This is a genomic window from Colwellia sp. E150_009, assembly GCF_053543955.1.
Genome location: NZ_JBHFOM010000023.1, coordinates 43,718 through 61,604 on the forward strand (window position 1 = coordinate 43,718; position 17,887 = coordinate 61,604).

Consider the following 17,887-nt stretch of genomic DNA (forward strand, 5'->3'; position numbering starts at 1 on the left):
TAAATTAATTAAGATGATAACAACATCTTTATTAAGCACAGCTCTAGTAATAGCACCTATTAGTTACGCCGCAACTATTATTCCTGATGCTCCGCAAATTAATGCCAAAGGTTATATTCTAATTGATTTCACTACGGGTAAGGTCATTGCAGAAACAAATGCCGATATGCAATTAGCCCCTGCAAGTTTAACCAAAATGATGACGAGCTATATCATCGGAAAAGAATTAGAAAGCGGCAATATTTCTAATGATGACAAAGTAACAATTAGCGAAAATGCTTGGGCGAAAAACTTTCCAGATTCATCAAAAATGTTTATTGAAGTAGGTACAGAAGTACCTGTTAGCTTACTAAATCAAGGAATTATCGTTGCTTCAGGTAACGATGCCTGTGTCGCAATGGCTGAACATATTGCTGGCAGTGAAAGCGCTTTTGCCGACTTAATGAATGCTCATGCAGAACAACTTGGCATGTCGAGTTCATTCTTTGAAAACAGTCACGGCTTAGATAGCTCTGCTCATATGACCACACCTCGTGATATGGCTGTTTTAGCTAGCGCAATTATCCGTGAAGTGCCAAATGAATATGCTATTTATAAACAAAAGTCTTTTACCTACAACAAGATAAAGCAATATAACCGTAACTCGTTATTATGGGATAAAAGCTTAAATGTAGATGGTATGAAAACTGGCCATACATCTAACGCAGGTTATAGCTTAGTTACCTCAGCAACTAAGGGGGATATGCGTCTTGTAACCGTAGTTATGGGTACAGAAAGCGAAAGGTCTCGTAAAGTGGAAAGCAAAAAATTACTCAATTATGGCTTCCGTTTTTTCGAAACCTATACTCCTTATACAGCAGGCGAAAAATTTGCGACCAACCGAATTTGGATGGGTGATAAGGAAGAAGTTGATTTAGGAATATTAGTAGAGACCCCTATTACCATTCCTCGTGGTCAACGTAAAAACTTAAAAGCTACCTTTGAATTAGACCAACAATTAACTGCACCAATCGCTAAAGGTACGGTTGTTGGTACATTATTCTTACAACTTGAAGGCGAAGACGTTGCTCAATACCCATTGGTAACATTACAAGAAGTAAATGAAGGTAGCTTCTTCTCAAAAATTGTAGATTATATTAAATTATTCTTTAATCAATTTTTTGGATAACACTTGAATTAAAAGATTTATACCAATAAAAAGCCACAAATGATTACTCAAGTGTGGCTTTTTTATTCTTGCTTATTCAAACCTATTTAAAGCGATAATTCATATCCGTTATTTACACATATTCAAGTATTAAACAACAAGCCGAATAACCAGCACCAAATGAACACAATACTGACTTGTCGCCTGAACTAAACCCTTGATGGTGTTTATGTAGCGCAATAATACAACCCGCAGAACTAGTATTTGCATATTCATCGAGAATAATGGGCGCTTCTTCAGGGCTTGGATCACGTCCTAAAACTTTTTTGCCAATAAAATTATTCATATTAATATTAGCTTGATGTAAATATAAACGCTTTATATCTTCAGGTGCTAAATTAATTTTTTCCATTTGCGAAGCAATTAAATTAGACACCATAGGTAATACTTCTTTAAATACCTTACGTCCTTGTTGGATAAAGTACTTATCAACATTTTTTGCCGTTTCTGGGCTACATTGATTCATATAACCAATATTGCTACGAATATTATTAGAAAACTCCGTAATAGGTTGCTCAGCAATAATTTTAAATTGATGCTCACCCGTCGCGGTAGATTCATCTTCAATGATAGAGGCTGTAGCAACATCACCAAAAATAAAGTGGCTGTCTCGGTCTCGGTAATTAATTTGTGGGGTTAATACTTCAGGGTTAATCACTAGTACCGTTTTTGCGGTACCACTACGAACAGCATTAGCGGCATTGATAATACCAAACGTTGCAGCCGAGCATGCTACTAGCATATCAAAACCCCAACCTGCACAACCAAGTGCTTGCTGTATTTCAATAGCCATAGCAGGGTAAGAACGTTGAGTATACGCACAAGCAACAATAACTAAATCAATATCCGCTGCTGTTTTATTAGCAGCTGCTATTGCCTGTTTTGCCGCAGCAACGCCAATTTCCGCCTGTAATGATAACGTATCGTTTGGTCGTTCAACAAAGGTTGGTCTCATTACATCAACATTCAATATGTCTTCTTTAGACATAACATAGCGACTTTTAATACCTGACGCTTTTTCAATAAAGGCACTACTTGAATGGGATAGGGGCGCTACTTCCCCGTTAGCAATTGCTTGCTCATTATCTTGATTGAATTGATCAACATAAGTATTAAAACAAGAAACCAACTCATCATTTGAAATACTTTCAGGAGGAGTGAATAACCCCGTACCACTAATTACAACTGCCATATAATTTTCTCTAAAAACACAAATAAGGTATGACCACTAGTGTATTTTATTTAGCAGGTTTTGTCGATTGTAAGGAAGAGGTTACTGTAAACATTACATAGGCTTAGTATTTATCTAGCCTATGTAAAAGTATTATTCTTCGAAATAGGTTCCCCAGCCGTCGTAATCCACTTTGCATTGTTGAGCAAGTTCAAACATTTTTTTTGTTTCAGCTTTAAGTAACTCGGCATTTAGCATTTGCTCAGTAACAATATCAAAAGCAAATACTTTATCACCATTTTCAAGCTCTGCCTCTTCAGGTTCTTCAATTTCAAAACCTAATTTAAATGCAGCAATAGCGGTTTTTTCTAGTAAATCAAAATTTTCACTTGCAAAGTGATGCTCAATAGTATGATAAACTTCTTCATTAGTACCATCTTCTAATAACTCGCCAACAAGTGCATCAGTATGTTCAAACCATTGTTGTAATTCTTCATTAATCATTTTATTTACCTTTTGCTACTTCTTCGTCAAGTTGACTGATTTTAGCTTTCATTAACGCATGTACTTGGTCTGTAAGATTACGCGCAGTAACGTTTTTATCTTCAGGCATGTAAACAGGGTCTAACAGTTCTATAATCATTTTTCCATTGTTCCAACGGCCCAAACTAAAAGCGTCTCCTTGGCTACTCGCACAAATAGGAACAATGGGTACATTCGCTTTCATCGCAGTACGAAATGCACCAGTTTTAAACGGTAAAAGACCACGCCCTTTACTACGAGTTCCCTCTGGAAACATCCAAACAGAAAGTTTATTTTTAATAATTTTATCTACCGTAACACTCATAGTGCCCATGGCCTTATTTGTGTCTTTACGATCAATTAATATGTTACCTGTTAACCAATACATTTGGCCAAAAATAGGGATCCATTTTAAACTTTTTTTACCTACCGTCACTGTTCCAGGTTGTACAGCATTAGCAACAGTAAACACATCATAATTACTTTGATGATTAGCAACGTAGATCACTGGACCTATATTTTTAATTGAATCAGGTACTCTAACCTCAACACCCAAACCAAGAAGCTTAGTAATCTTACCTAAATACTTTGAAGTATGATAAACATTATCTCGATGAAAAGGTCTTAATAAACAATAAAAACATGAAATAATACAAATAGATAAAAAAACAATAGACATCAAAATAAAACGTAAAAAAGTTAACAACTGGTTAGTTCCTATGAAATTTAAGACGGCGAGTATAACAAACTAGCCAGCCTCAATAAAACTATTACTGTCATTTAGATTAACAGTAACTTTGATCGGCATACCACTCTTATAAATAACTCGTATCAAATAAGTGTCACGCAAACCTGAGCGAACAAAAGTAAATAAGGTATTTAACCGAATTTTATGGATTTCAGGGTAGGCATTGACAATATCTTTGTGTAATATTTCAGTCGCTTTCATGATTGTTAGTGCATTTTTTGTGATGAAGAAATTTGATGGTTAACCTTTTCGTTTTTAATGATGAGTAACAGATTATTCATTGATTATTATAATACTGTAGCTTCCCCTCACTCGTCTTGGCTTGCATCACAGGCTATCTATTAGTTCAAAGGCGGGTAATTCATCATTGACAATTAATCTAATCAAAAAATTTAAATTAAAATAAAGTCATGTAATCTCCCATCAACAAAAAAAATAAAAATCAAATACTTACAAAAAACTTAACCTTTCTTGTATATGGGTATTCTAGTTCAAGTAACCTGACATTTATCTTAATCGTTTAATTAATTTTGATAATTGTCAAAAATTATTGCTTTATAGAGATAAACAAGCTAATAATTATTAATATATTTACCTAGAAATCAATTGTATATGTTTAACAACCTCAGTATAAAAATAAAATATTCTATTCCTTTAGCTATTGCCCTAATTGCCCTAATCGCAGTTACATACGCTAATTTCCTATTAACAAGCAAGCTAGAAACTAATGCGAATGTGTTCCCTGAAAAATTTATGCCTGCAATAAATGCCGTATTAAACGCCGACAGAGACTTATATCAGGCAAGGGTTGCAGAAATACAACTGGTAAATTCTACCTCTGCCTCAACAACCTTCATTGATGATATACATGAAAATGCTAAGCAAGCGAAAGAGCGTTTTAATAAATATAGAGAATTAATGAAAGACTATCCTGATGTTCTCAACTCCTTAAATAGTTTTGATAGTCGTTACCAGCGTTGGTTTGATGAAGTTAAAAAAGTTATTTTGATGAAAAATAATGGTAATAATAACGATGCAATAGCTATGGCAAATGGCGACTCAAAAAAACTTTTTTCAACCTTAAGAGAACTATATGACCAAGCAGGTGAAAGTGCATTTAAAAAAGCAGGGTTATTAAAAGCAGAAATTGAAGAAGCAAACCGTCACTTTAAAGCGGTAACAATGGCTATTGCATTAGTTATTATTGTTTTAACAATAATCTCTTCGCTACTTAGCCAAAGACTATTAATAAAAAGATTGAACGAGATCAAAGATGGTATCAACGATATAACCTCTGGCGGTGGTGATTTAACAAATAAAATTATAACAAAACAAAATGATGAAATTGGAGAGCTTGGTAAAGCATTTAATATGTTTATTGATAGCTTAAAAGGGCTGATTTTAGACATCAGACATGATGTTACCCAGTTATCGTCTAGTAGTGATATATTAAAAACATCTGCTAAAAAAGGACAACACGTAGCGGAATCCCAAAATACAGCGTCAGACATGATTGTTAGTGCTGTACATGAAATGAGTATGTCGACAAAAGAGTTAGCAAATATAGCACTTAGAACAGCAGAGGAAACTAAAAATGCTATGCAATTTTCTGAAGAAGGAGTAACCAAAATAGGAGAATCAGTTACTCAAATAGAACAACTTTATTCTACAATTGAAGATGCCTCTACTGGAACAAAAAAATTATCAGAAGACTCTCTCAATATTTCAGGTGTATTGGATGTTATCAGAGGGATTGCTGATCAAACTAATTTATTAGCATTAAATGCTGCAATTGAAGCTGCTAGGGCTGGCGATCAAGGCCGTGGTTTTGCTGTTGTTGCTGATGAAGTACGCTCACTTGCTCAAAAAACACAAGAGTCAACCGACAGTATTCAAGGAATGATTGAATCATTACAGTTTGGGGTGAGCAAGGTTGTAAAACAAATAGATGATGGCTTTAGTAAGGTAGCAAGCACAGTTGAGCTATCTAAAGATACAGAGCTATCGTTGGAAAACATTTTAACTAGTGTGACTACCGTTAGCGACATGTCAATTCAAACGGCAACAGCCACAGAAGAACAAACAGCAGTTACTGACGAAATCAATCGAAATTTACATGACTTAAATGAACAAATAATAGTCACAAAAGAAATATCTTTAGATACAAATGATACCTCTAGTCAAATACAATTATTAGCACAAAATATTAAAGATGGTGTTGATAGGTTTAAAGTGGAGTGAAAAATTTAATATTATTGGCGCTAGCACTTATAATAACTACCAATGTTTCAGCCAATGAACATTCCAAATTTTTTATTGGTACTTATAGCTCTCCACCGTATTTACAGGTAAAGAATAATACCGTAAAAGGTCTGTCCATAAATACAATGGAGTGTATATTCAATAAACTCAACGTAGATGTTTCTTTTGCTATATATCCCTTAGAAAGAGCATTAGTTGAATTACAAAAAAATACGATTGATGGTGTATTTCCTGTTAATTATTCAGATAATGAAAACGATAATAAAACTTTGCCCGTTTCCATTAGAAAATGGTACTGGTTGTCAAACTTCAAAATAAATAACGCTCAGTTAATTTCAAATAAAAAGTTAATTGGCACGGTAAGAGGAAGCCCTGAACACTTTTGGCTTATTGAAAATAATTATGAAATTAATGTACTTGTTAGTACACAAAAACAATTATTCGATATGTTTAAAATGGGAAGAGTTGATGCGTTTATTTTTGACAAGAACTTAATAAATACAAGTAAATATTTTCAAAATACTTTAGCATCGGTAGAAAGTCATTGGCTATTTATTCGGTATGAATCAGAGCACTTAGTTTTTTCAAATAAAATATTAGCCAACCACCCAAATTTAATTGATCAATTCAACCAATTCATTTTTGTTTGTGCGCCTATATCTCATCGGTTAACAAACAACGAAAAACAGTTATTAAAAACCTATTCAGAAGACTACTTTACAAAAGTGGCAAATTATTTACATTTGCACCCAGTTACCTTACTAAAAGATGAACTAATTAAAAATGCTTATGAAACTCTAGATCATAGATGGGATGCCGAAGTTAACGGCGAGCAAGGAGGTTTGTACAACTTTATAATTAATTCTAAACTAAGTAAATTTTTGGCTGATTTACAAAACAACTCTAACAGCACTATTACTGAAATTTTAGTGATGGATTCTGATGGTTATACCCTTGCCGTAAGCCAAGCGACAACAGACTTATACCAAGGAGATGAGCCAAAATTCATTAATCCTCATGGAGCTAATGAGATACATATAAGCGATATATTATATGATCAATCAACTCAAACTTACCAAAGTCAAATTAGCTTCCCTCTTCCTAAATCGATGCTCCCAGCAAGAATTGTGACTTTTGGCGTCAATATAAAAAGAGTACTTCATAATGCTCCTGTAACCCTCCCGTAAAATCAGAATCGATTTAATAAAATTTTCCGTTACACTAAAAGCATCCGTTACACTAAAAGCAACGGAAAATAATGATGAAAAACAAACGATTTACGGAATCCCAAATCTTTGCACTGTTAAAGGAAGGTGAATCAGGGGCATTTACTGGCAGGAATTATTTTATTCACGATTCCTGCCGTGTTTTCTTCAGCAAATGTGGGATGCAAAATCACATCTAGCACGCTGTTAATTCCTGCAGCACTTGCTTGAATGTTTCTTGGGGTTGAGCACCCGTAAGCGCACTTTCGCGGTTAAATACTACCGTAGGTACACCACTTACCCCCATTTGTTGCCATTGTGAAATTGACGATTTCACTCTACTTTTGAGTGCGTCGTCTGCAAATACAGCGTGTGACTGTGCTTCGCTGATGCCAACGGTTTCAGCTTCTTTAATCAGTACATTTCTATCAGATACGTCTTTGCGCTCTGTGAAGAAGGCAGAAAACAAGCGCATTTTAAGTTCCGTTTGCTTACCTATTTGATATGCATAATCAAGTAACAAATGCGCATCAAAAGTATTGACGATTTTCATACCATCAAAATAGTTAAAGTTAAAACCATACTGAGCACCCGCTTGTGTAATCGTTTCTCTTGCACGATCACTATCCGCTTTCGATGAACCATATTTTCTCGCCACATGGGTGCGTAACTCTTCACCTTCAGCAGGCATATCAGGGTTAAGTTCAAAAGGTTGCCATTCAATTTCTACTTTATCTTGCAAGCCTAACTCGGCGATAGCCGCAGCTAAATGCGTATAACCCACAATACACCATGGGCAAACAACATCTGAAATGATGTCTAATTTAATTTTTTCACTCATATTGAATCCTTTAAAACTTAACTATTGTGCACAATAAATAGCTTACTACTCAGGCTTTAACGCTAAAATTTTATCAATATCTTCAGCACTATGACGATTTTCAAGTTGTTCCCACTCATTACCCCAAGTTCGATTAACAATCGCACCTCGTTGAACCGCAGGACGAGCTAACATGGCTTTCGCCCACCGTTGCACGTGCTCATACTCATTTACATTGAGGAAGTCTTTTGCATCGTAAAGATTACCCAAAACTAGATTCCCATACCAAGGCCATACAGCAATATCAGCAATACTTAATTCATCGCCAGCAATAAACTCATTCTTTTCGAATTGCTTATTTAATAAATCTAATTGACGTTTGATTTCCATAGTAAAGCGATTGATTGGATACTCAAATTTTTCGGGTGCATACGCATAGAAGTGACCAAAACCACCACCTAAGTAGGGTGCCGAACCGTGCAACCAAAATAACCAATTAAGCACCTCTACACGTTTAAATCCGTCTTTTGGCAATAACGTGCCAAACTTTTCAGCAAGATAAACAAGTATAGAGCCAGACTCAAAAATGGCCGCAGTGTCGTCAATTGATCGATCCACTAATGCGGGAATTTTTGAATTAGGGTTAATAGCAACAAAACCTGAAGAGAATTGTTCACCTTCCGCAATTTTTATCATATGAGCATCGTACTCAGCGTCTTTACCTAACGCTAATAACTCTTCCAACATAATGGTAACTTTTTGACCATTAGGCGTGCCCATGGAATAAAGCTGAAGAGCATGTTTGCCAACGGGTAAAGTTTTCTCATGCGTAGCCCCTGAAATAGGACGATTTATACTCGCCCACTTCCCGCCATTTTCCGCGTCGTGAGTCCATACTTCAGGTGGTTCATATTGATTTTTCATATTCATAACTCCTATGCATATTTACCAAAGTCTAACTAAAAATAATACAAGCTTCTCTCAAATAGAAGTGAACTATATATAAAATTGAACGAACGCTCAATATTAATTTGAGCGATCGTTCAAATGTTTTATCTTTACGTTAAAAGAAGAACTCCCTATAATTGAACGATTGTTCAAAGAATGCTTTTTAAAGGTAATACCATGGCCAAACCAGCGAAATTTGATCGCCAAAAGGTAATAGATAAAGCAACCAATCTTTATTGGAAAAAAGGGTTTCATGCGACATCAATGCGTAATTTACAAACTGAAATAGATATGCGCCCTGGTAGTATTTATGCCGCATTTGGTAGCAAAGATGGATTATTTAAAGAAGCATTAAGAAACTATGCCGATATAGCACTTACACAACTTGAAAACCTAAAAGCTAAATATAAATCGCCTACAGAAGTATTGAAGGCATTTATAAAAATTCAAGTTGTCGATACCGCAAAGGATTCACCTAACGGTATGTGCATGTTATCTAAAACAATTAGCGAGCTAACCGAAGACAATCAAGATTTAATTGATACAACAAAAACTTACATGAACGAAATAGCGAGTGAATTTATAAAGCTAATTAAACAAGGCCAAGCCATGGGAGAAATCAACAAAGACAAAAATAGTAAAGATCTTGCCATACATGTTCAAATTCAAATTGCAGGATTGCGAACCTTTGCCAAAATAAGTAATGAAAAAAGTAAATTGGAAACAATGATTGACAATATTTTTGTTCATTACCCCTTCAATTAAAAAATGAGAATAAAGTAATTTCACTTTTTAAATTTTCTTTGCTAAGGTTCAACGGTATTAAATCAGTATCGATGTGGGGACGACCTCACCACTCTATTTTTTCAGGGGACGACCCCTATATTTAATAGGGTGTTTACATGAGTTGGTTTATCTTATTTCTTGCTGGAATTTTAGAAGCTGGCTGGTTAGTTGGTATTCAAAAATCTAACTCTTTTACAAATATCCCTTATGTTTTATTGGCTGTTTTATCAATGACACTAAGCCTAGTGTTGTTTTCAATAGCAATAAAAGACATTCCTATTAGCCATGCTTATCTGGTTTGGTTAGCAATAGGCGCGTCATCCATTTCAATCATCAATCATTATTTTTTTGAGCAACCGCTTTCATTTCAACAATTATTTTACTTTTGTTTGATTTTTGCTGGTGTGCTTGGTTTAAAAATATCTAACTAATACTTTAACAAACAACAATATAACCAATAGCTTGAAGTATATATGCTTGATAAAACACATTAAAAAATTAATTGCATCGATGACACCTATTTCAGCCGAAGATGGTAGCATAATTAACCAGAGCTTTCTTCAATGGCTTTTGACAACGTTTGTTGCCTATCATCCATTATTTTCTGCACATTGTTTGCTTCTTTAAACACATCTAACACTTTACTCGGTGAGTTAGATTCATTGCTTGGTGATGCTTTGGCCTTGCTTTTATCCGTCTTAGATTCTGGCTGATTTATAGTACTAGCATCAAACGACGGTATCACCATTACATCATCAGGGTTTAGGATTAATTCTTGACTATTGCTCATTTCATTGGGTTTATCTGAATAACTCCAATTTCCATCTGCATCCTTCCAGCGGTAAACTTTTATATCATCACTTTCTTGCGATGTAATGTTTTTATAAACGTTGTTAAGTTTACCTGTTACTAGGTTAACTTTTTCCTTAATATCTATTGTACCAGGTGAAAAAGCATCTATTGAAAGCCAAGGTTCGCCATTAGGCTGTTTAATAACAAACAGCCCCAGTACTGCAAGCGCGAGCACTAGCGATATTATATAAATAAAAGTCTTCATCATTTTTTAAAATTTATAAGGTAAATTGAATTCAGTATTAGGCTTTTGAAAGTTCTAATTCTTTTGCCTTTTGATAATTGAATTTTAAAACAATACCACAGAAAAAAAGAGAAAAAAGCATAATTTGAATTGATGTACACTGTACCGTAAATGGCTAACAAGTCACGATATTCGAGCAAGTATGAAAAATGTTTTGGCTTGTTGAAATAACGCTGTTAAAAGCACCACAACCAACCCGAGAACATTTGGCAAAAACGTGAATGTTTTGGATTGATAAAAAAAAATAATACAGTTAAAGTAATTTCATTAAAAAATAATATAAAAAGTAATCCTACAACTCGTTAAGCAATAAAAAAATCCATAATACAAAGGGGAACTACCATGCCAAGATATGTAATCGAACGCGACATTCCAGAAATCGGCTCAGCCGAACGTGAAGCTCTGCGTGAAGCCGCGAAAAAATCTAATAGCATCTTAGCCGAAATGAAATCAGAGCAGAAAAATATTCAATGGGAACATTCCTATGTCGCTGGCAATAAGACATTCTGTATTTACATTTCCGATAATGAGGCATACATTCAAGAACACGCTGAACGTAGCGGCTTTCCTGCCACAAAGGTAACCGAAGTTCGGAAAATGATTGATCCCGTAACAGCAGAAACTTAAAACATAATAAGGCTCATTGGTGGGCATGCATTGCATTTAAAAGTAATTAGATTAATCCTAAAAACAGTCAAAAATAAGATTTTTATTTACAGCTGAGCGAAGCGATAGCAATCAAAATCTTTGATTTTTTGACTATAAAGTGTAGATAATTTAGTTTCTAGCAAACCTGATTCGAAATTCTTTGGGTGTTAAACCCATCGTTTTATTGAATACCTTGCGACATGCACCTGTGTCTTCATACCCTACTTGTTTAGCGATCCAATCAAATGAATACTGTGAATTCTCTAGTAAATCACACGCCTTTTGAATTCTTAAACGTTGTAAATATTGGTTTGGATTGTAACCTGTTGCTTTTAAGAACCGACGTTGCATAGTGCGTTCAGTAAGATTAGCTTGCTTCGCTAATTCTTGAATTGATATAAGTTTCATATACCCAATATTCATTGTTTGTTGAATGGTAATAATGGGATGATCCCCATGTAAATAGGACGGATTGAATTGCTGATAAAAACGCTGTTCCCTTTGTGCTGTATCTACGACAAGTGCCTTACCAAGTTGCCTCATCACATTTAACGATGAATATTTAGCCACTAATTCAAAACCTAAATCTAGCCAAGACATCATTCCTCCTGCACTAATAACATCACCGTGATCAATTAAAATTTCACTAGTATTGAGTGAAATATGAGGAAACTGCTTTTTAAACAGTTCTGATAAATTCCAGTGTGTGGTGATAGATCTAGTTTTCATCAACTTTGTCGCTGCTAGAATAAAACCACCACCACAGGCTGACGCAATAATAGTTCCGTTGGCATGTTGTACTATAAGCCATTCAATTAAAATACTTTGGGGCTTAAGATAATAATCACTTTGAACACTAGGTGGCAATAAAATAACAGAAAATTTTGGTGTGAGATTATTTGTCGTCTTGAATATAATAGGTTCAAATTCTATTCCTTGCGCTTTACAAAACCTATTCGCCATGACAAACATTTCTTCTAACCCATAGATAGCTGATTTTAAAGCATTAGGATAATAACAAATACCAATCGAAATTTTTTTCATTGATTAAAATATACTTTTGTAGTTTTTGACTTGTTTTGTGTCATTTTAGACACTAGCAGCTATATTACAAGTTTACGATAATTATTCAAAATAAACCTGTAAATTAATGGAGAGTTAAATGAATAAGAAAGCACTGCTTATTATCGATCCGCAAAACGACTATTTTCCTGGAGGTAAATATCCACTTTGGAATACAAAAAAAACACTCAATAATATTAAAGTAGCGATTGAAAAAGCTAATGCAAAAGATATTACTGTAATTTATATTCAACATATAGCTGACTCAACTAAAGGAAAAGCACCATTTTTTAATAAAGGGAGTGAAGGTGTTAAAATTCATCCTTTAATTATGGAAATATCACCATTTCCTAAAGTAGTAATAAAATCATTTGCAGACAGTTTTGAAAAAACAACGTTAGATAAAACACTTTCAGATATACAAGTTGATGAATTATTGATATGCGGTATGATGACTCAAAATTGCGTAACACATACTGCAATATCTAAAGCAGCTGAAAAATATAAAGTCTCAATTTTAACGGATTGCTGCACAACCATAGATGAAATGATTCATAATATTGCACTAAATGCTTTATCAACTCGAATACCATTAGTGACTATTGAGGAAATGCTTTAACATAAAAAAAAACCGTTAACTTTTCAATTAACGGTTTTCTTAAAATATGGCGGTGAGCGAGAGATTCGAACTCTCGTTAGGGATAAACCTAAACACACTTTCCAGGCGTGCGCCTTCAGCCACTCAGCCAGCTCACCAATATTTTTTAACCGCGCTATAGTAGAGAAAAAGAAACTAACACGCAAGTGGAACCCTTTAATAACTCAATATAAATGAATGACTGTAGAAACTTTATTCAATTAACTATCATAAGATAAGCCGAGTTCAGGTTAACTACGCATTACCTTTTACTTTAAGTTTGTTTTCTGCCGCAAAATTTAACATTCTATGCAGCGGTATTAAGGCTTTTTTTGCTAAAGTTTCGTCAACAGAGATCTCTTTGCCCAAAGGGTTTTCTAACGCATCTGCTATTGATTTTAAGCCATTCATTGCCATCCAAGGACAATTAGCACAACTTCGACAAGTAGCACCATTACCACCTGTTGGGGCGGCTATAAAAGTTTTGTTAGGGCTGGCTTGTTCCATTTTGTAAAAAATGCCTTGGTCAGTTGCCACAATAAAGTGTTGGTTAGGCATTTCTTGGCTAGCTTTAATCAGTTGACTTGTTGAGCCAACCGCGTCTGCAAGGGCTACAACATTAGCAGGTGATTCAGGGTGAACTAATACTGCAGCGTCAGGGTATTGAATTTTTAAATCACGTAGGGCTTGTGCTTTAAACTCATCATGAACAATACAAGCGCCCTGCCACATTAGCATTTCTGCGCCTGTTTCTTTTTCAATATACGCGCCTAAATGACGATCTGGCCCCCATAAAATAGGCTTGCCTTCGCTTTCTAGCATTTCTACAATTTCTAGGGCAATACTTGAAGTAACTACCCAGTCTGCGCGTGCTTTAACAGCAGCAGAAGTATTAGCATAAACCACTACCGTATGCTCTGGATGTTGATCACAAAAAGCAGTAAATTCTTCAACTGGACAGCCTAAATCTAGTGAGCAAGTAGCCTCAAGTTCCGGCATTAATACTGTTTTTTCTGGTGTTAAAATTTTGGCTGTTTCCCCCATAAATTTAACGCCCGCAACAATTAATGTATCGGCAGGATGTTGATTACCAAAACGTGCCATCTCCAAAGAGTCAGCTACACAACCGCCAGTTTCTTCGGCAAGCGCTTGAATTTCGGGATCAGTATAATAATGAGCTACTAACACAGCATTTTTTTCAATTAACAGGGCTTTAATTTTAGCTATGTACTGTGCTTTTTCATTATTAGTTAATAATGCTGGCTTAGCTGGAAATTGAAAATCAAAATCAACAGCGGCATTCGATTGGCTCATTTTATTTCTCGGTATATTTCAAGTGTAAATATCTTTAAACACGGTAATTATAAGGGAACCGCTTTGGAATGTGTAGTGATTTGAGTTGATAGAAAGAAGTGAACAATGCTTATACTTGGTTTGCAACAATAAAATTAAGTTTTGTCATTACCTAATCTTATCTACATTTTATGCTAAAAGTTATGACATCATTTAAATCATCAATTTTAGAATCATTTTCCTATTCCTCAAAATAAAACACTTCTCTTATTCTCCTTTCTTTTAAGTATTAACGTACCAATACCCACAAGCCTTTAATAACGGCTAAATCATTTATCCAAAATGATTAGATAAACAAAAAAAATAAAAGTATTTTATCTGATTAACAACAATAATATTACTAATAACAACTATTGACATTATTGGTTTATTAGAAAAAAACCTCATTTACGAACTGTGCTTAAAGCGAAGCTTATTATGATTTCAGTAGGTGGGAAGGATTTACTGAAGGAATGTTAGCGTTGTTTAGGATAAATATCAGATAATTAAAATAGTAGCCCTGATAGGCTAGCCAGTGACTTTGCTGGCTAGCCTTTTATTTTCATAGCGTCATAACAAACAAAAATATAGGTAAAAGTATAGACACTAAAATAATAAGGTTTGCTCGGTACGTTAGTAATAAAATTAATGGTAGTAAACAGCCACTCAGCGCGCCAAAAAAAACAGCTGGCCCAATCGACCATCCATATTGCTCAACACTGATAGTTAACGTTATTAATAGCATCAACCAAGCTAAAGGTTTAAAAGAAAGAACCAGTATATTTGGTAATTGAACGTTAATAAATTTAGGTGAAAGTATTTGTTTTCTGTGTTTATCCATAGCTAAGCAAAACAAGCTCATACTAACAAAACACAGGCTCATTAATAAAATCATTAACTGGTTTCCTTTGTTACTGCCAAGGTTGAAATAGGCTTTACTGTTACATTTGTATTCGTATCAGTTTTGGTAAGCTTTGCATGACTTTTTTGCTCAACAGGTATGTGCTTTTTAACTTTATATGCTGTAAACGCAAAAGCAACACCTATGACTAGCATCACTAAATCAAAGCCCGCATAATTCCAATCTCTTAGTGGTAAGCTAATACCTAAATGTTTATCAGTGGTAATATAATTGAGCACTGGAATAAAACAAAAAACAAAAGCCGCTATCTTTAACTGCTCAAACCAAGCAACAAGCCCGCTTCTAAAGGCGGGGTAAATAAGCAGTAGCGCCCAAATAATAAACAAACAATGTATTTCCCATTCAGCGCGATTTTCCATCTCTACGGGTAAAAGTCTATTCGCCCAAAAGTACATCGCTACCGCAATAGGAAAACCAACAATTGTACCAATATTTAATTGTTCAACTAACCGATAACCAAAATCAGGACCATTGATGTTTTTCATTTGTTTAGGCTTGCGTTTTGTGGTCCATAAAATCAAGCCTGAAGCTATCATTCCTGTCCCCATCAAACCAATAATTAAATATAACCAACGAACCATTGGTGAAGCAAACAACCCTTCATGCAAAGAAATAAAGCCTCGATGTATTTGACCTGACATAGTTACTTGTTTAGCTGCTATATCTAAGAGTTTTCCTGTTTCTCCTGAAAAGAATAACTCATCGTCAGGATTATAGGTCAAATCTGTATTCCAACGAGTAAACTTAACCCGAGCATTTTTATCAAGTGGGTATTCAACTTTAACATAAGCTAAAGTATCTTCCTGCCAATATTTATGGCTTTTAGCATACATATCAGATAATGAGGCAAGTGGTTGGTAGTCATCAGACTTCTCTACTTCAACCGTTCTTGGAAACACCTCATTAAAATATTTATCTTTTTGAGTTTCAGTTATTCCAATATTTACACTTAATATCATATAAGTGGTCAGAAAAAATATTAACCCACTGTATGTGATCATAAAATGAAAGGGTATAGCTGTAACACTTAATACATTATGAATATCAAGCCAACCAATCAGTCCTTTTTTAGCTCGAAATGTAAAAAAGTCACTAAAGATTTTTTTATGAAAAATAACACCTGTAATTACCGCAATCAGCATTAACATGGTACAAAAGCCCACGATCCAATAAGCAACAATACTCGGCATATAATGTAAACGATAATGCATTCTATAAAGAGTACGGCCACCGGCAGTCTCTCTTAAATTATCAATAGCTAAACCAGTATCAGTATCAAGCACTTTGGTAGAAAATTTACCAAACCTTTTTCCTTCTTCTGGCTGTTCTTGCCACATTACTTTAAGATTAGCATCACGACTATTGGGTAGAATAACTCTCCATTCTTTTGCATTTTTCACGTGTGTTTCTAAATAATGCTGGCTAATATCTAATAATTTACTTTTATCAATATGTGTTGCTGTTAATGGTCGTTCAGGCTCCATCCAACGGGTAATTTCATCATCAAAGTACCCAGCCGTGCCTGTAATAAACATGAAAACTAATATCCAGCCTACAACTAAACCTACCCAGGTATGCAACCATTTCATTGATTGTCTAAAGCTTCCTTTCATTAGCTATTCACCTGTATAAGTAACCACGTTAACGCCATAAATATTAAATTCAAACTAATCAATCCCCCCCATGCTTTTTTAGCGGTAGACACCGAGAAAACCCACATAGCACCACAAGAATAGATAAGAAAGCTCAAGAGCAAACCTATATGGAAAGCCTGATACTCCCCCATACTTTGCAATAATAATTGACCAAAAAATAATGAGCTGGTTGTTGCTAAGGCATAGCCAGCAAAAATAGCAGCCATAACACGAGAGAAAACCCACCATCGAGGGTTAGTAAAATAAAATTTAGTAAACTTTCTTGTTGTTATTACGTTAAACACTTTTTATTCCATGTACGTATTGAAAATTGAATTATTTAGAACCAAAGACTAACACAAACAAAAATAATTATCACTACGATTTATTGATGAGTTAATGGAATGATATGATGCATATAAGTAAGTCACGAGCAACTAAATAATAAACAGGATAACCTGTTTAACAAGAAGATTAATCCCATTAAAAAAAACACGTAGGTTGGCTCTTAATACTATTAGTTTCATTATGTTGTGTCGTCCACCACTAAAGCACATGATTTGAAGATAAAAGAGTTTTCAAATTGGCTAAGGGCTGTTGATCTTTATTGAATTTTATACGTAAGTGGCAAAACGGCTTTATTTGCCCTAGCTGTGGCAATGACCATAGCTATGAAATTAAAAGTCGTCATTTGTGTGAATGTACGCAATGTAAAAAGCAAACCTCAGTCACCGCAGGCATGCTTTTTCATGGTAGTCGCATCACCTTAATCCAGTGGTTTTATACCAAGTTGATTAAGTTCTTTCCCACTCAGCGAGAATTAAAAGGCTTAGAGGCAAGGCATTGATTGAAGAGAATGGTCATTCCCTTGTCAAAATCAATAACGC

Annotated in this window: 19 protein-coding genes, 1 tRNA gene and 1 pseudogene; 8 read left to right on the forward strand and 13 right to left on the reverse strand. The window is 34.8% G+C overall.

The features are described from left to right. Positions 1-13: 13 nt before the first annotated feature. Positions 14-1,168, forward strand: coding sequence for a serine hydrolase (locus ACE1OF_RS11545; protein WP_448894607.1), 1,155 nt, complete (start codon positions 14-16; stop codon positions 1,166-1,168). Between the two features lie 112 nt (positions 1,169-1,280). Here ACE1OF_RS11545 and ACE1OF_RS11550 read toward each other — a convergent pair whose 3' ends face one another. From ACE1OF_RS11550 to ACE1OF_RS11565, 4 genes are all read right to left on the reverse strand, one after another. Next, positions 1,281-2,399 (reverse strand): beta-ketoacyl-ACP synthase III, encoded by a 1,119-nt coding sequence (locus ACE1OF_RS11550; RefSeq protein ID WP_448894609.1) that lies wholly within the window; start codon positions 2,397-2,399, stop codon positions 1,281-1,283. Positions 2,400-2,531: 132 nt separating this feature from the next. Continuing rightward, a complete protein-coding gene (gene rraB / locus ACE1OF_RS11555; protein ID WP_448894611.1) occupies positions 2,532-2,882 on the reverse strand; it encodes a ribonuclease E inhibitor RraB in 351 nt (116 codons plus the stop codon). Between the two features lies 1 nt (position 2,883). Further along, positions 2,884-3,606: a 1-acylglycerol-3-phosphate O-acyltransferase gene (locus tag ACE1OF_RS11560; RefSeq protein WP_448894612.1), complete on the reverse strand. Its 723-nt coding sequence runs from the start codon at positions 3,604-3,606 to the stop codon at positions 2,884-2,886. Between the two features lie 42 nt (positions 3,607-3,648). After that, a complete protein-coding gene (locus tag ACE1OF_RS11565; RefSeq protein WP_448894614.1) occupies positions 3,649-3,849 on the reverse strand; it encodes a hypothetical protein in 201 nt (66 codons plus the stop codon). 411 nt (positions 3,850-4,260) lie between these two features. Between ACE1OF_RS11565 and ACE1OF_RS11570 the strand changes: the two genes are divergently transcribed. Both ACE1OF_RS11570 and ACE1OF_RS11575 read left to right on the forward strand, forming a co-directional pair. Further along, positions 4,261-5,889, forward strand: coding sequence for a methyl-accepting chemotaxis protein (locus tag ACE1OF_RS11570; RefSeq protein WP_448894615.1), 1,629 nt, complete (start codon positions 4,261-4,263; stop codon positions 5,887-5,889). Then, positions 5,886-7,097: a substrate-binding periplasmic protein gene (locus ACE1OF_RS11575; protein ID WP_448894616.1), complete on the forward strand. Its 1,212-nt coding sequence runs from the start codon at positions 5,886-5,888 to the stop codon at positions 7,095-7,097. Before ACE1OF_RS11570 ends, ACE1OF_RS11575 begins: the two co-directional genes overlap by 4 nt. Positions 7,098-7,311: 214 nt before the next feature. Here ACE1OF_RS11575 and ACE1OF_RS11580 read toward each other — a convergent pair whose 3' ends face one another. After that, positions 7,312-7,956, reverse strand: a complete 645-nt coding sequence (locus ACE1OF_RS11580; RefSeq protein ID WP_448894617.1) for a DsbA family oxidoreductase — start codon at positions 7,954-7,956, stop codon at positions 7,312-7,314. A 45-nt stretch (positions 7,957-8,001) separates the two neighbouring features. Then, positions 8,002-8,859 (reverse strand): glutathione-dependent disulfide-bond oxidoreductase, encoded by an 858-nt coding sequence (gene yghU / locus ACE1OF_RS11585; protein WP_448894618.1) that lies wholly within the window; start codon positions 8,857-8,859, stop codon positions 8,002-8,004. A 201-nt stretch (positions 8,860-9,060) separates the two neighbouring features. Between yghU and ACE1OF_RS11590 the strand changes: the two genes are divergently transcribed. Both ACE1OF_RS11590 and ACE1OF_RS11595 read left to right on the forward strand, forming a co-directional pair. Beyond that, positions 9,061-9,648, forward strand: a complete 588-nt coding sequence (locus ACE1OF_RS11590) for a TetR/AcrR family transcriptional regulator (protein ID WP_448894619.1) — start codon at positions 9,061-9,063, stop codon at positions 9,646-9,648. Between the two features lie 137 nt (positions 9,649-9,785). Then, positions 9,786-10,100: a DMT family transporter gene (locus ACE1OF_RS11595; RefSeq protein ID WP_448894620.1), complete on the forward strand. Its 315-nt coding sequence runs from the start codon at positions 9,786-9,788 to the stop codon at positions 10,098-10,100. A 113-nt stretch (positions 10,101-10,213) separates the two neighbouring features. Here the strand turns inward: ACE1OF_RS11595 and ACE1OF_RS11600 are convergent, their stop codons facing one another. Beyond that, on the reverse strand, positions 10,214-10,729 hold the full coding sequence (locus ACE1OF_RS11600) for a DUF4124 domain-containing protein (protein ID WP_448894621.1): 516 nt from the start codon (positions 10,727-10,729) through the stop codon (positions 10,214-10,216). Between the two features lie 378 nt (positions 10,730-11,107). Here ACE1OF_RS11600 and ACE1OF_RS11605 point away from each other — a divergent pair, with 378 nt between their 5' ends. Beyond that, positions 11,108-11,392, forward strand: a complete 285-nt coding sequence (locus ACE1OF_RS11605) for a DUF4242 domain-containing protein (protein WP_448894622.1) — start codon at positions 11,108-11,110, stop codon at positions 11,390-11,392. 150 nt (positions 11,393-11,542) lie between these two features. On the opposite strand, the gene ACE1OF_RS11610 is transcribed toward ACE1OF_RS11605, so the two are convergent. Then, the gene (locus tag ACE1OF_RS11610) at positions 11,543-12,457 is read right to left on the reverse strand and encodes a GlxA family transcriptional regulator (protein ID WP_448894623.1); all 915 of its coding nucleotides are present in this window, start codon (positions 12,455-12,457) and stop codon (positions 11,543-11,545) included. A 118-nt stretch (positions 12,458-12,575) separates the two neighbouring features. On the opposite strand from ACE1OF_RS11610, the gene ACE1OF_RS11615 reads away from it, so the two are divergent. Further along, on the forward strand, positions 12,576-13,094 hold the full coding sequence (locus ACE1OF_RS11615; protein ID WP_448894624.1) for a cysteine hydrolase family protein: 519 nt from the start codon (positions 12,576-12,578) through the stop codon (positions 13,092-13,094). 47 nt (positions 13,095-13,141) lie between these two features. Here the strand turns inward: ACE1OF_RS11615 and ACE1OF_RS11620 are convergent. From ACE1OF_RS11620 to ACE1OF_RS11640, 5 genes are all read right to left on the reverse strand, one after another. Further along, positions 13,142-13,231 (reverse strand) — tRNA-Ser (locus tag ACE1OF_RS11620). 136 nt (positions 13,232-13,367) lie between these two features. Then, on the reverse strand, positions 13,368-14,426 hold the full coding sequence (nadA, locus tag ACE1OF_RS11625) for a quinolinate synthase NadA (RefSeq protein WP_448894625.1): 1,059 nt from the start codon (positions 14,424-14,426) through the stop codon (positions 13,368-13,370). Between the two features lie 580 nt (positions 14,427-15,006). After that, positions 15,007-15,339 carry a DUF3325 domain-containing protein gene (locus tag ACE1OF_RS11630; RefSeq protein WP_448894626.1) on the reverse strand — a complete coding sequence of 111 codons (333 nt, stop codon included), beginning with the start codon at positions 15,337-15,339 and terminating at the stop codon, positions 15,007-15,009. Beyond that, positions 15,339-16,979 (reverse strand): PepSY-associated TM helix domain-containing protein, encoded by a 1,641-nt coding sequence (locus tag ACE1OF_RS11635; protein WP_448894627.1) that lies wholly within the window; start codon positions 16,977-16,979, stop codon positions 15,339-15,341. The genes ACE1OF_RS11630 and ACE1OF_RS11635 overlap by 1 nt, the downstream gene beginning before the upstream one ends. Continuing rightward, entirely contained in the window at positions 16,979-17,305 is a 327-nt protein-coding gene (locus tag ACE1OF_RS11640) for a hypothetical protein (protein WP_448894628.1), read from the reverse strand. Before ACE1OF_RS11640 ends, ACE1OF_RS11635 begins: the two co-directional genes overlap by 1 nt. A 317-nt stretch (positions 17,306-17,622) precedes the next feature. Here ACE1OF_RS11640 and ACE1OF_RS11645 point away from each other — a divergent pair. Beyond that, a pseudogene (locus tag ACE1OF_RS11645) lies at positions 17,623-17,784 on the forward strand (transposase); the annotation flags it as partial. Positions 17,785-17,887: the final 103 nt, after the last annotated feature.